The following is a 12,976-nucleotide window of genomic DNA, read 5'->3' on the forward strand; positions in this document are numbered from 1 at the left end:
CCGGCTCCGGGGGTCGGCGCGGTGCGGCGGGGCCCCGGGGGCTCAGCGGCCGAGCGGGGAGCCGACGCGGTGCAGGGTGCCGTCCGGGTCGACGTAGCCGAACTCGCGCAGCCCGTACGGGGTGTCGACCGGACCGGTCAGCCGTCCCGGCGGGTCCGCCGCCGCCCACTCGGCGTGCACCGCGTCCGCGTCCGACACGTACAGGTAGACGACCGCGCCGGTGCGCAGCGGATCGTGCTCCGCCCATTCGGTCAGGTGGAGCTCGACCGCACCGCGCGAGACGAAACCGTATCCGGGCCCGCCCCCGTACCGTTCGGTCGCGAACCCGAGGCGACCGTAGCGGGCCAGGGCGGCGGCCAGGTCGCGGACCGGGACCACCGGCGCGATCCGTTCGAACGCGGCGGGGCCGGGCTGTGCGGACACGCACTCCTCCGAGGACGGACGGTGGGTGCGCCCGGGCCGGGCGCGCCCCTCGGGAGAAGTATCCGGTCCGACTGCGGGCCGGCGGTACCCCGCCCCTCGGCCGGCGATCGCGTCACGCGTTCCGAAGCGCCAACCGGCATGGAATACAAGGGAATTGCTCCCATTGCGCACGACACTGCGCGTAGCACTGCGTATAGCACCGCGGAACATACCCGTCCGGACCGGCCGACATTGGCACCGAACCGCCTTTGGCCACAGTCCGCACCAATGCGTTCCAGGTGCTCACGAATCATCAAAATGGCGACAATAAAAGGGACTTGACCCACCATCGGATTTCCACCAGGCTCTGCTTGGCGGTGACCATTCAAGGTTCCGCGGAATCCCCCACACCCTCAGGGAGTGTCCCTTGCCCCGCTCGTACCGGGTGGCGGCCGTCTTCGCGGCAGCCGCTGTCATGCTCACGCCCACATTGGCGCAGGCGCAGTCCATCGACAACATGTACCCGACCGGCAACTACTACCCGACCTGCTACGACGGCAGCCTCTCGCAGGGACACTTCTGCCAGACCGACAACGCCGACCTGACGGTCTACATGCAGGGCTCGCTGAGCTCCGGCGCGAAGAGCACCATCAAGTCGGCGCTCAGCTCCTACTACAGCCCCACCGACCTGGCCGTCTCCGTCAAGTCCTCGGGCGTGTACACCGGTTCGTCGGAGACCGACATCATCTACCAGTCCGGCACGCTGTCGGACTCCTACATCGGCATGACCTGGTGCGACGACGCGGTGACCAGCACCAAGTGCGACCAGCACTACATCCGCTTCAACAAGCACTTCGGCATCAACAAGTCCGACGCCTGCCACGAGACCGGCCACGCCGTCGGCCTCACCCACGGGAACAACGCCTCCCCCAGGGTGGACCCGAACAACACGGTCGTCGGCTGCATGACCGAGATCGACACCTACTACCTCGGGGCCAACAACCGGGCCGAGATCAACGCGACGTACTGATGGGGACCACGGACATGACCACTCGCCGCCGCATCGCCGCCGCCCTCGCCGTCACCGCCGCGGCCACCGCCGTCGCCGTGACCCTCGGCACCGGCACCCACCACGCCCCCGCGACGCCCGCGGCCCCCGCCCCCACCGGGCACCGGGTCATCCTGGCCGACGCCAAGGAGCGGCTCCCCTCGGACACCGCCCAGGACTGGGTCTCCTACGGCGACCACACCGTCGTCGCCAAGGTCACCGCCGAGACCGCCGACACGCCGTCCGCCGAGGAGCAGGCCTCCGGGGAGGGCTACGTCAGCCGCACGGTCACCCTGGCCGTCCAGCAGACCCTCTGGGACCGCAGCGGGGCCCCCGCGCTGCCCGCCGGCCTGACCCTGACGGTGGACGGCTGGGCCTTCACCGGCTCGACCCGGACCCCGCTGTCGACCGAGGGCTCGCGGCTGGAGGTCGGCCACACCTACCTGCTCACCCTGGCCCGCTTCGCCAGCGGCGAGTGGGCCCCGATCGGCGGCGGCGCCCGCCTGCCCTACGACAACAGCACGGTCGGCAACGGCGAGTACGAGGGGACGGCGGTCACCCCGGACTCGCTCATGAAGATCGCCGCCTCCGGGCCCAACTCCACCAACGCCGACCCGGGTTCCGGCGCCGACGCGTCCGCCGACACCGCCCCGGCCACGGTCCTGGACAAGGTGGTCGGCCAGGGCGGCACCTCGGTGGCCGCGCTGCTCACCGGGACCGCGCCCGACCCGGTGGCCCAGCAGAACTTCGCGCTGGACCCGGTGGCCCGCCGCGCGGCGGTCGTCGGCACCACCGCCCCGCAGGACACCTACTGCTCGCTGGCGGCGCCGCTCGACCGGTCCGCCGGCAGCGTCCTCACCCGCGCCGAGCTCGGCAGCCTGCTCCAGGAGCTCGCGGGCAAGGCGACCGGTAGCGCCGCCGGCTACGCGACCACCCTCGCCGCCTACGACAACGGCGACACCACGGTCACCGCGGTCCAGGCGGCGGCCGCCCAGGCCGCCCTGACCGCGGACCTGAACAGCACCTGCGGGCTGACCGTCTCGCTCGACCCGTCCCCGGCCCCGTCGCCCAGCCCGTCCGCGAGCGCGTCGCCGAGCCCGTCGCCGAGCCCCACCGGAGGCGGCAACACCCCGCCGCACACCACCGGCTGACGGATCCCACCGGCCCTGAGCGGGGCGCACGCGATCAGCGTGCGCCCCGCTTCGCCGTGCTTGCCCCGCAGGGGCCCGGCCCGGCAACCAGTACGCCGTCCGCCGGGGCCGTGGGCCGCTCCGCGTGAGCGGTGGCCGTCCGGGGGGGGCGGCCGGGGGACGGCGCCCGGGGAGGACCGGCCGCCGGTCCTCCCCCGTCAGGTGGGCGGCCCCGCCGGGGCGAGGAGGGTGTGCAGGGAGCGGTCGTGGCGGCGCAGCCAGGCCCGGTAGTCGGGGTTGGCGCCGGCGAGGTCGAGGTAGGCGTGGCGGAGGTCGGTCCAGAGGCCGTCGAGTGCCGGGCCGCCGACGGTGTCGGGGCGCCAGGTGAGCAGCAGCCGGACGGCGATCGGGTCGCCGTGGACGGGGCGCAGGACGGTGCCGGGGCCGGGCGGCGAGGTGGGCTGGCAGGGGCGGACGGCTTCGCCGGAGGCGACGAGTTCGGCGGCGGTGGCGTTGTCCCGGACCTGGATGACCCGCGGGTCGAGTCCGGCTTCGGCGAAGACCCGGCGCAGTGCGGCGTACTCGTGGTCGGCGGTCGGGTCGACCATCCAGGTGTCGTGGGCGAGGTCGGCGAGGCTGACGACCGGCCGGCCGGCGGCGGGGTGGGACTCGGCGAGGGCGACGAACTGGGGTTCGCGGGCGACCAGCACCCGCTGTTCGGTGCCGGCGGGCACGCGCAGCGGGAAGCCCTCGCTCTCGTGGACGAAGGCGGTGTCGAGCTGTTCGGCGGCGACCAGGTGGAGCAGGGCGATCGCCGAGATGTCGATGTGGATGGTGGTGTCCGTCTCCGGGATCCGGTCGTGGATGCGGCGCAGCCAGGCGGGGACGGCGCGGCTGCCGACGCTGCCGATCCGGAGCCGGCGGCGGCCCGGTCCGGCGGCCTCGGCGCGGGCGGCGGCGACGAGGGCGTCCATCTCGGTGACCACGGGCCTGGCGCGGGAGAGCACCCAGTGACCGAGGGCGGTGGGGCGGCTGCCGGTCCGTTCGCGGGTGAACAGCCGTCCGCCGATGGCCCGTTCGATGCGGTGCAGTTGGGTGGTGAGCGAGGGCTGGGTCATGCCGAGCCGACGGGCGGCCTTCCGGACGCTGCCGGTGTCCGCGATCGCGCACAGCACCCGCAGGTGTCGGACGTCGAGCTCCATCACGGGAGCATAACCAGGCGCCCCCGATCCGCCAAGAGCATGTCAAGTGCCGCCCGTGGGACGCCAACCCCGCTCCCCCGCAAGGGCATTGACCCGGGCTATCGCCGGTTGCCATCTCCGCGCCCCGGCCGACCTGCCCCAAGCTCGGTGCAACAACCCGTCACCGCCTCCCGGACGGCCTCCCCACGGCCCCCGGGACCCGCGAAATGGAGTCCCCACATGAACCGCTCCATGACCGTGCTCGCCGCCGCCCTCGGGCTGGTCCTCGCGGCCGGCACCGCCGCCGTGCCCGCCGCCGCGGCCACCCCCGCCCAGGGCTACACCCCGTCCGCGAGCATCGCCGCCGACTCCGCCGAGGCGGCGGGCAACCAGGCGTTCTACGAGGCCGTGATGAAGTCGGCCCGCGCCAAGCAGGCCGCCAACCCCTACCTGCTGGCCGTCACCGTCACCTACGACGCCAGCCAGGCCCCGAGCTTCCGCACGATCATCTCCCAGAGCGCGCAGATCTGGAACTCCTCGGTCACCAACGTCCAGCTCCGCTCCGGCACCAACGCCGACTTCCGCTACTACGAGGGCAACGACTCCCGCGGCTCCTACGCCTCCACCGACGGCCACGGCAGCGGCTACATCTTCCTCGACTACACGCAGAACCGGCAGTACAGCTCGCTGCGCGTCACCGCCCACGAGACCGGCCACGTGCTCGGCCTGCCCGACCACTACTCCGGCCCGTGCAGCGAGCTGATGTCCGGCGGCGGGCCCGGCACCTCGTGCACCAACCCGTACCCGAACGGCACCGAGCGGTCCCGGGTCAACAGCCTCTGGGCGTACGGCCTGGCCGCCGCCGGCTGACCCCCGCACGTCCGAGGCGGCCGGCCCCGGGCGGGGCCGGCCGCCTCGGCGCGCTACAGCACGGTGAGGGTGATCACCCACAGGTGCGGGTCGGGCGGGTCGGGCAGCACGACGTAGTGGGCGATCAGTTCGGGCAGGACGATCTGCCGGACCGTGTCGTCCAGGTCCGCCCGGTCGCCGGGCGGCCACGACCAGGGGTCGCGCACCGCGGCCTCCAGGGCGACCTGCAACTGCTTGCACTGGTCCGTGGTCAGGACGGCGCGCACCAGGTCGGCGGCCTCGCGGGAGAGCCGGGCGCGGAAGGGTCGGGAGGTCACCGGCCGAAGACGTCCTCGAAGTCGACCCCGCCGTCCTCCGGGCGCCCGGCCCGGTTCCAGGCGTGGACGGTGGCGGCGGTGAGGGCCTCGGCCCGGGCGATCCGCTCCTCGCGGGTGCCGTGCGCGGCCCGGTAGTCGGCCGTCAGGACCCGGCCGAGGTAGGTGTCGGGGTCGATGCCCGCGCGCGCGGCCTCGGCCCTCAGGTGGGCCACCACCTCGTCGTCCAGACGGGTCGTCAGCTCAACGGTCATGCACCGATGGTACGGCCCGGACCGGCCCGCCGTACCGGAACGGCGGACCCCGGACCCGGTGACGGCCCCGGTGACGGGCCCGGCGGCGGGGCTGACGGGGCGTCACGCGGGCGAGGGGCTGCGGGAGGCCGGCGGTCGATGGCAAAGGGCGGGCAAAGTACGATCGGGGGCTCGTGGTCCTGAGTCTGTGAGGAGTGTCCCCGGATGGTGTTCAAGCGGCTTCTCGGCGCCCTGGGTGTCGGCGGTCCCACCGTCGACACGGTGCTGTCGACCCCGGCGGTGTGTCCCGGCGGGAGCGTGCACGGCCGGGTCGACCTGGTCGGGGGTGAGCGGGACGCCGAGATCAACGGGATCACGCTCTGCCTGGCGGCCCGGGTCGAGGTGGAGTACGAGGACGGGGAGGGCCTGACCACCCGGGAGTTCGCCCCGGTGCGGGTCTGCGGGCCGCTGCGGTTGGCGGCCGGGGAGCGGCGGTCGGTCCCGTTCGCCTTCCCGGTGCCGTGGGAGACGCCGTTGACGGCCATCGGGGGGCACCACCTGTCGGGCATGGCGCTGGGGGTGCGCACCGACGTGGACATCGCGGGGCAGTTGGACCGGGGGGACACCGATCCGCTGGCGGTGGAGCCGCTGCCGGTGCAGCAGCGGGTGCTGGAGGCGATGTCGGCGCTGGGCTTCCACTTCCACCGGGCCGACCTGGAGGCCGGGCGGATCCACGGGACGGGGCAGACGCTGCCGTTCTACCAGGAGATCGAGTACAAGGCGGCGCCGCAGTTCGCCGGGCGCTGCAACGAGGTCGAGCTGTCCTTCGTCACGGATCCGCACCGGGTCGAGGTGGTGCTGGAGTTCGACAAGCGCGGCGTGTTCCACGGCGGCGACTCGGTGCGGACGTTCGTGCTGGACCACGGCGCCGGCCGGCACGACCTGACCGGCACGGTGGACGGCTGGATCCGCGGCGCGCTGGGGCACTGAGCGCGCGGCGCGGAAGCGGCGGGCGGGCCCCTACGGGGTGTCCGCCGTCCAGTCCCAGCGCCGGGGGTCGGCGGGGCGCGGTTCGTAGTGGGAGCGGCCCTCGGCGCCGTGCCGGCCGAGGTGGGTGGGCAGGGCGGCCCCGGCGGCGAGCGCCTCGCCGCTCCAGCCGGTGACGTCCAGCAGGAGGCCGTCGAGGGGGCCGCCGACCAGTTCCCGGTAGGTGCGGCCGGGACGGGGGCCCGGGTCTTCGTGGTCGGCTCCGTAGACCCGGCCCCGCAGCAGCAGTTCGTCGTACGCGTCGTCCATCCGACCAGGGTGGCACCCAGGTCCGACATCCCGGCGGGCCCGGGGCCGCGGGGCGCCCGCGTGACCCGGGGCGGGCGCCCGTTCCGTCCGGCCGGGGCGGGGGGACGGGCGCCGCGGGTTCAGTTCAGCGGGTCGGTCTCGGCCGCGAGCATCTCGGCGACGCTCTGGCGGCGGCGGATGAGCCGGGCCTCGGCGCCGTCGACCAGGACCTCGGGGACCAGCGGGCGGGAGTTGTAGGTGGAGGACATGCTCGCGCCGTAGGCGCCCGCGTCGTGGAAGACCAGCAGGTCGCCGATCTCGGTGCGCGGCAGCGGGACGGAGTGGACGAGGCCGCCCTCGGACTGGGTGAAGACGTCGCCGGACTCGCACAGCGGGCCGGCCAGGACGGTGTCCAGCGGCTCGTCGGTGCGGGGGGTGCCGCTGTCGCCGTCGAGGACGGAGACCCGGTGGCTGCTGCCGTACATCGCGGGCCGCATCAGGTCGTTGAAGCCGGCGTCGGACAGCACGAACCAGTTGCTGCCCATCGGCTTCTGGGCGCGGACCTCGGCGGCCAGGACGCCGGAGCCCGCGACCAGGAAGCGGCCCGGTTCGATCTCCAGCCGGACGGGGTGGCCGAGTTGGGCGGCGAGTTCCTGCCGGGCGGCGTCCCACAGCCGGAAGTAGCGTTCGGTGTCGACCTCCTGCTCGCCGGGCCGGTAGGGGACGGAGAGGCCGCCGCCGGCGGAGATGGCGCGCACGTCGCGGCCGGAGATCCGGACCTGCTTGACCATGGTCTCGCAGACGTTCTCCAGGTGGCCGTAGTCGACCCCGGAGCCGATGTGCATGTGCAGGCCGATCAGGTCGAGGCCGTGGCGGTCGACGAGCGCGAGGCTCTCCTCCAGGTGCTCGTGCCAGATGCCGTGCTTGCTGTGCTCGCCGCCGGTGTTGGTCTTGCGGCTGTGGCCGTGGCCGAAGCCGGGGTTGATCCGGATCCAGACCGGGTGGCCGGGCGAGACCCGGCCGACCTGGTCCAGCATCTGCGGGGAGCCGGCGTTGACCGGGACGCCGAGTTCGACGACCCGGCGCAGGGCGCTGCGGCTGAGCAGGTCGGCGGTGAAGACGATGGGTTCGTCCGGGCCGCCGACCCGGTAGCCGGCGAGCAGGGCCCGTTCGACCTCTCCTTCGGAGACGGCGTCGACCAGGACGCCCTCCTCGCGCATCAGGCGCAGGATGTGGATGTTGGAGCAGGCCTTCTGCGCGAAGCGGATCACGTCGAAGGAGCGCAGCTTGGCGATCTGGGCGCGGATGGTCTGCGCGTCGTACGCCCACAGCGGGGTGCCGTGTTCGGCGGCGAGGGCCGCGAGGCGGGGGCCGTCGATGGCGCCGGGGAGGGTGGGCAGCCCGGTGGGGGCGCCGGCAGGGGAGGTCATGGGGTCTTCAGTCCTTCTCACCGATCATCAGCTCGATCCCCAGATCTTCCTCCAAAGCGTGGAGGATCTGCTCGGCTGCCCGAACCACGGACAGATGATCTTCGCCGCGCAGGATGAAGCGGGCGACGATCTGCCCGGCGGCGACGGTCCGGCCGGGTCCGGTGCGGTAGCTGTCGAAACCGACGACCTGCAGGACGTCGGGATGGCGGGCGGCGCGTTCCAGGGTGGCGGCGGCATCGAGGGTGCCGCCGTGACGGGCCATCACCTTGCGCCCGCCGACGCAGCCGTCGGTCGGGGCGGGGGCGTCGACCCCGGCGGCGGGGTCGAGGATCTGCAGGAGCCCGGTGAAGACGTCGGTGCCGGTGGCGTGCTTGTAGATGGTGGGCAGGGCGCCGCCCATGACGCGGGGGTTGACCTCGACGAGGACGGGGCCGCGCTCGGTGTGGATGATCTCCAGGTGGAAGACGCCGAGGTCGAGGCCGAGGGCGCGGCAGACCTCGACGGCGTAGGAGACGCAGGCCTCGCGCTGCTCCGGGGGCAGGTTGGAGGGGATGTAGGAGCCGAGCTCGACCACCTCGTCCTGGGCCCAGCGGAACCGTCCGGAGACGCAGTAGGGGATGAACTCGCCGTCCTTGACGCCGAGTTCGACCGAGACGAGCGGGCCGGTGAGGTACTCCTCGACCAGCACGCCGCGCCGGAACTGGCCGTGCCAGCCGGCCGGGACGGCGTCGAGTCCGGTCAGGACGCCGCGGCAGCCGTCGGCGGCCTCCCCCGGGGTGCGGGCCACGTAGGAGAGCAGGCTGTCGCCGCCGGACGGGGGCTTGAGGATGACGGGGTAGCCGATGCGTTCGGCGGCGGCGAGGACTTCGGCCTCGTCGGCGGCCAGCGCGTACCGGGCGGAGGCGAGTCCGGCCCGGTCGAGGGTCTCGCGGCAGCGGTCCTTGCGGCGGGCGGTCAGGACGGCGTCGGGGTTCGTGCCGCGCAGTCCGAGGGTGCGGCAGGCGTGGGCGACGGCCTCGGTGGACATCTCGTGCTGGCTGGTGACGACGTCGATGGGGACTTCGGCGTGGCGGGCGGCGAGCGCGGCGGTGACGGCGTCGGCGTCGGTGGTGGCCAGGCCGTCGACGAGGTGGTCGACGGCGCCGAGGATCCGCAGGTTCTGTTCGGTGGGCGGGTAGAGCGGGTCCGCGGACTGCAGGAAGGTCACGCGGTGGCCGGCCTCCGTGGCGAGCCGGACGGCTTCCAGGGCGGCGGGGTTGGAGTCGACGAACGCGATGTGCATGGTGGTCTGCCTTGCTGCGGTCGGGTGCGGGACCGGCCCGGCCCCGCGGGTCGGGGGCCGGGCCGGTTGGGGTGGTCAGAGCGGGTGGGAGATCAGCCCGTCCAGGCGCGGGACGGTGCCCCGGGGGACGGCGGCGCAGCGCTCGGCGAGGGCGGCGGCCAGGTCGGGCAGGAGCGGGGCGGCCTGTTCGGCGAGGACGCGGACGCCCTCGGCGGCCAGCGCGGGGTCCTGCTCGGCCCTGGCGGCGAGCAGGGCGAGCAGGTTGGCCGTGCTCTCGGCGGCCTGCCGCAGCGAGAAGGTCTCCAGGGCGTAGGCGCGGCGCATGCGGTCACGGTAGCGGTCGAGCAGCGCGGTGGTGCCGGGCCCGGCGGGGGCGGGGCGCCCGGTGTGCGGGGCGAGCGCGGCGGCGAGCGCGGTGAGCGGCGCGTGCAGGCGGGTGCGGACGCTCCGGGTGAAGGCGGCCTCGGTGAAGTCGGAGACCTGGTGCTCGGGGTTGTCCAGGGCGAGGTGGAAGCGGACGTTGTCGGCGCCGTACTTGCCGACCAGGTCGCGGGCCCAGATCAGGTGGCGCCGGCTGGTGGAGAACTTGGAGCCCTCCAGGTGGTAGAACTCGTTGGTCACGATGGCGGTGGGGGTGAGCAGGCCGCCGTGGGCGAGGGCGAGTCCGAGGTGGGCGAGCGAGAAGTAGAACGTGTTGTCGTAGCCGAGGAACTGGACGAGTTCGTAGCCGGAGTCGGCGGCCCAGACGTCGCCCCGGTGGTCGGGGGCGCGGCGGGCGCGGGCGGTCTCGCTCATGACGCGCAGGCCGGGCAGCATCTCGGCCCAGACGTTGAACACCTGGCCCTCGAAGCCGTCGATGCCCACCGGGATGCCCCACTGCGCGGGGTAGCTGACCGGGAAGTCGGGCAGCGGGCGGGCGAGCATCTCCTGGACGAAGCGCAGCACGTGCGGCCGCATGGTGGCGGCGCGTTCGCGGTAGAAGTCGGCGAAGCGCTCGCGGTGGTGCTCCAGCGGCAGGACGAGGATCTCGACCTCGCGCGGCTCGGTGGCGTCGGCGGCGGCGCCGGTGCTGGTGGGGAACAGCAGCGAGCCGGCGTCGTTGGGGTGGCCGCAGTTCTCGCAGATGGCGCCGCAGGTGGCCACCAGGCACTCGGGGCAGTGGCCGGTGGCGAACGCCTCCAGCAGGAAGCGCCCGGTGGTGGCGCAGTACGGGAACGTCCAGGTGCGGCGCTCCAGCTTCCCGGCGCGGTACAGGTCGGTGAAGAAGGCCCGGACGTCGGCGCGGTAGTCGTCGTCGGGGCTGGTGAAGGCGTCGATGTCGATCCGGGCGAGGGCGAGGGTCTCGCGGATCTCCTCGTTGCAGCGGGCGGCGAGTTCGACCGGGTCCAGGCCCAGGCGCTGGGCGGTGGTGACGACGTAGGTCTGGTGGTCGTCGCCGCCGGAGGCGTAGAGGGCGGTGTGGCCGAGCATGCGCTGGGCGCGGCTGAACACGTCGGCGCCCAGGTAGGGGCCGGAGAGGTGGCCGACGTGCAGGTCGCCGTTGGTGGTGGGCGGGGTGGCGGTGACCAGGAAGGCGCGGGGGGCCATCACTCGCCTCCGAGCGGGCCGAGCGACCAGACGGAGAGCAGTTCGAGTTCCTCGGTGGCGGAGGCGTTCTCGAAGTGGTGGACCTGGTGCCCGGCGACCACGATGGCGTCGCCGGGGCCGATCCCGGCGCGTTCGCCGTCGACCTGGACGGTGCCGCTGCCGCGCACCACGTAGAACTGCTCGTGGTCGGCGTGCGAGTGCGGGGTGGTGGCGGTGCCGGGGGCGACCGTGCACACGCCCATGCCGGTGTCGGAGGGGCCGGGGCGCTGCCAGGGCAGGATCCGGCGGAACTCGCAGCCGTACTCCTCGCGGGTGGGGGCTTCGGCCCGCCGCTGGATCTGGATGCCGCTCATGCGTGCGCTCCTTGCAGGAGGTGGTCGGTGGGGGTGGACGGGAGGGTGCCGGGCCCCCGCGCGGCGCCGGTGGCCTCGACGGCGTCGAGGATGTCGCCGGCGCGGTGGGCGATCAGGGAGAGCAGGGTGCTGGTGAGGCCGTGGGTGTGTTCGGCGGCGCCGTGCAGGAAGACCTTGGGGGCGAAGCCGGGGGCGGTGCGCACCGAGTAGTCGCGGTCGACGAGCAGCCGGCCGTCCTCGTCGCGCAGCAGGTACCGGTCGATGCCGGCCAGCAGGCCGCGGGCCTCGGTGAAGTCGTAGCCGGTGGCGAGGACGACGGCGTCGTACTCCTCGGTGCCCTCCTCCCCCGTGAGCAGGTCGCGCAGGGTGGCGGCGGCGCCCGCTCCGGCGGGGTGGCAGGCGGTGAGTTCGGTGAAGCGGCGCACCGCCAGCCGCTGCCCGCCGCGCACCCGCTGGTCGTAGAGGAGTTCGGCGACGGCGTCGATGTCGGTGTCGTCGACGGCGGCGTAGTTGGTGGTGCGCAGTTCGGCGAGGATGCCGCGGCGGCGGGCCGGGTCGGCGCCGTGGAACAGGTCGACCGCGGCGGGGGCGAAGATGGCGTTGGCCAGGGCGCTGCTGTTGGCGGGCTGCAGGGCGAAGCCGCGGTGGGCGAGGGTGACGGCGGCGGCGGGGAACTCGGCCGCCAGGTACTGGAAGGCCTCGGCGGCGCTCTGTCCGGCGCCGACCACCAGGAAGCGGTGCGGCAGGTCGCGGCCGCGCCGGTGGAAGGGCTCGATGCCGGTCAGGAAGGCGCTGTTGTGGAAGACGGCGCCGCTCTCCCGGGCGGCGGCCCCGACGCCGCGGGGGACCACCGGGGAGCCGCCGGGGGCCACCGAGACGTGGTCGGCGGTGGCGGTGTGCCGGGTGCCGTCGGGGCCGCGGTGGTCGACCTCGAGGTGGGTGACGGTGCCGTCGGGCCCGGTGGCGGGGCGGATCGCCTCGGCCCGGTGCCCGTAGCTGGCGTAGCCGGGCAGCCGGGCGGCGGCCCAGCGGAAGTACTCGACGAACTCCCGCCGGGTGGGGTTGAGGGTGGCGAGGTCGAGGAACTGCTCCAGCCGGCCGTGGGCGACCAGGAAGTTGACGAAGCTGAACGGGCTGGTCGGCTCCCTGGGGGTCACCAGGTCCTTGAGGAAGGCGACCTGCATCCGGGCGCCGGGCAGCAGCATGTCCGGGTGCCAGGCGAAGGTCTCGCGGGCCTCCAGGAAGTGCACGCTCCCCGCGCCGCCGGCGCCCGCCCGGGAGGCGTGCAGGGCGGCCATGGACAGGTGCGAGGGACCGAACCCGATGCCGAGCAGCCGCTGGTGCGGCAGGCCGGCGGTGGCGGGGGACGTGGTCATGGTGTGTCGGCCTCTTCCCGGGTCAGCCGGCCTGCGCGGACGGGTCGGACGGGTCGGACGCATCGGCAGGGGCCTGCTCGGGCCGCCCGGTGGTGACGGGCGTCGCGGTGGCGAGGGCGGGGCCGCCGCCGGGGCGGTAGTGGGCGTAGAACTTCTTGGTCGGCTCGACCACCTCCCACGTCCCGGTGAAGCCGGCCGGCACCACGATGGTGTCGCCGGGGTGGAAGGTCCGGGCGTTGCCTTCCTCGTCGGCGATCACGACCTGGCCGTACAGCATGTGGTAGAACTCGTCCTCCTCGTAGACGGCCCGGAACTTGCCGGGCGTGCTCTCCCAGATGCCGGCCGTGAACGCGCCGTCGGGGCTGGCGAACTGCAGCGTGTTGGTGATGGCGAGCTCGCCGGCGATCCACCGGTCGGGGCCCTTGCGGACGTGGCGGACTTCGCCCTCGCTCTCGCCGAAGACGACGATGTCCTTGATGCTCCTGCTGCTCACGG

Annotated in this window: 15 protein-coding genes; 4 read left to right on the plus strand and 11 right to left on the minus strand. The window is 74.0% G+C overall.

What is annotated here, in order from left to right; all coding sequences use genetic code 11:
• Positions 1-42 precede the first annotated feature (42 nt).
• On the minus strand, positions 43-423 hold the full coding sequence (locus tag OO48_RS25215) for a bleomycin resistance protein (RefSeq protein WP_081952359.1): 381 nt from the start codon (positions 421-423) through the stop codon (positions 43-45).
• Between the two features lie 406 nt (positions 424-829).
• On the opposite strand from OO48_RS25215, the gene OO48_RS25220 reads away from it, so the two are divergent.
• Positions 830-1,432 (plus strand): hypothetical protein, encoded by a 603-nt coding sequence (locus OO48_RS25220; protein WP_245194794.1) that lies wholly within the window; start codon positions 830-832, stop codon positions 1,430-1,432.
• 14 nt (positions 1,433-1,446) lie between these two features.
• Positions 1,447-2,601, plus strand: coding sequence for a hypothetical protein (locus tag OO48_RS25225; protein WP_051732735.1), 1,155 nt, complete (start codon positions 1,447-1,449; stop codon positions 2,599-2,601).
• 197 nt (positions 2,602-2,798) lie between these two features.
• Here OO48_RS25225 and OO48_RS25230 read toward each other — a convergent pair whose 3' ends face one another.
• The gene (locus tag OO48_RS25230; RefSeq protein WP_033220201.1) at positions 2,799-3,782 is read right to left on the minus strand and encodes a LysR family transcriptional regulator; all 984 of its coding nucleotides are present in this window, start codon (positions 3,780-3,782) and stop codon (positions 2,799-2,801) included.
• Between the two features lie 219 nt (positions 3,783-4,001).
• Here OO48_RS25230 and snpA point away from each other — a divergent pair, with 219 nt between their 5' ends.
• Complete coding sequence (gene snpA / locus OO48_RS25235; protein ID WP_033220202.1) at positions 4,002-4,631, plus strand: snapalysin; 630 nt, start codon at positions 4,002-4,004, stop codon at positions 4,629-4,631.
• 53 nt (positions 4,632-4,684) lie between these two features.
• Here snpA and OO48_RS25240 read toward each other — a convergent pair whose 3' ends face one another.
• Together OO48_RS25240 and OO48_RS25245 are read right to left on the minus strand one after the other, a co-directional pair.
• Entirely contained in the window at positions 4,685-4,948 is a 264-nt protein-coding gene (locus OO48_RS25240; RefSeq protein ID WP_033220204.1) for a hypothetical protein, read from the minus strand.
• Entirely contained in the window at positions 4,945-5,199 is a 255-nt protein-coding gene (locus tag OO48_RS25245; protein ID WP_033220205.1) for a hypothetical protein, read from the minus strand. The genes OO48_RS25240 and OO48_RS25245 overlap by 4 nt, the downstream gene beginning before the upstream one ends.
• A 204-nt stretch (positions 5,200-5,403) precedes the next feature.
• Between OO48_RS25245 and OO48_RS25250 the strand changes: the two genes are divergently transcribed.
• Positions 5,404-6,168, plus strand: coding sequence for a sporulation protein (locus OO48_RS25250; RefSeq protein ID WP_033220206.1), 765 nt, complete (start codon positions 5,404-5,406; stop codon positions 6,166-6,168).
• A gap of 30 nt (positions 6,169-6,198) precedes the next feature.
• Here OO48_RS25250 and OO48_RS25255 read toward each other — a convergent pair whose 3' ends face one another.
• The 7 genes from OO48_RS25255 to OO48_RS25285 form a co-directional block, all read right to left on the minus strand.
• A complete protein-coding gene (locus tag OO48_RS25255; protein ID WP_033220207.1) occupies positions 6,199-6,474 on the minus strand; it encodes a hypothetical protein in 276 nt (91 codons plus the stop codon).
• Between the two features lie 119 nt (positions 6,475-6,593).
• Complete coding sequence (gene lysA, locus OO48_RS25260; protein WP_051732737.1) at positions 6,594-7,883, minus strand: diaminopimelate decarboxylase; 1,290 nt, start codon at positions 7,881-7,883, stop codon at positions 6,594-6,596.
• A gap of 7 nt (positions 7,884-7,890) precedes the next feature.
• Positions 7,891-9,165 carry an ATP-grasp domain-containing protein gene (locus OO48_RS25265; protein WP_033220208.1) on the minus strand — a complete coding sequence of 425 codons (1,275 nt, stop codon included), beginning with the start codon at positions 9,163-9,165 and terminating at the stop codon, positions 7,891-7,893.
• A gap of 75 nt (positions 9,166-9,240) precedes the next feature.
• On the minus strand, positions 9,241-10,752 hold the full coding sequence (locus tag OO48_RS25270; RefSeq protein WP_033220210.1) for a class I tRNA ligase family protein: 1,512 nt from the start codon (positions 10,750-10,752) through the stop codon (positions 9,241-9,243).
• Entirely contained in the window at positions 10,752-11,105 is a 354-nt protein-coding gene (locus OO48_RS25275; RefSeq protein ID WP_033220212.1) for a cupin domain-containing protein, read from the minus strand. The genes OO48_RS25270 and OO48_RS25275 overlap by 1 nt, the downstream gene beginning before the upstream one ends.
• The gene (locus OO48_RS25280) at positions 11,102-12,481 is read right to left on the minus strand and encodes a lysine N(6)-hydroxylase/L-ornithine N(5)-oxygenase family protein (protein ID WP_033220214.1); all 1,380 of its coding nucleotides are present in this window, start codon (positions 12,479-12,481) and stop codon (positions 11,102-11,104) included. Before OO48_RS25280 ends, OO48_RS25275 begins: the two co-directional genes overlap by 4 nt.
• 22 nt (positions 12,482-12,503) lie before the next feature.
• Positions 12,504-12,974, minus strand: coding sequence for a cupin domain-containing protein (locus tag OO48_RS25285; RefSeq protein ID WP_081952361.1), 471 nt, complete (start codon positions 12,972-12,974; stop codon positions 12,504-12,506).
• Between the last annotated feature and the right edge of the window lie 2 nt (positions 12,975-12,976).

The sequence above is a fragment of the Kitasatospora phosalacinea genome (assembly GCF_000716545.1).
In the GTDB taxonomy this organism is placed as follows: Bacteria; Actinomycetota; Actinomycetes; order Streptomycetales; family Streptomycetaceae; genus Kitasatospora; species Kitasatospora phosalacinea.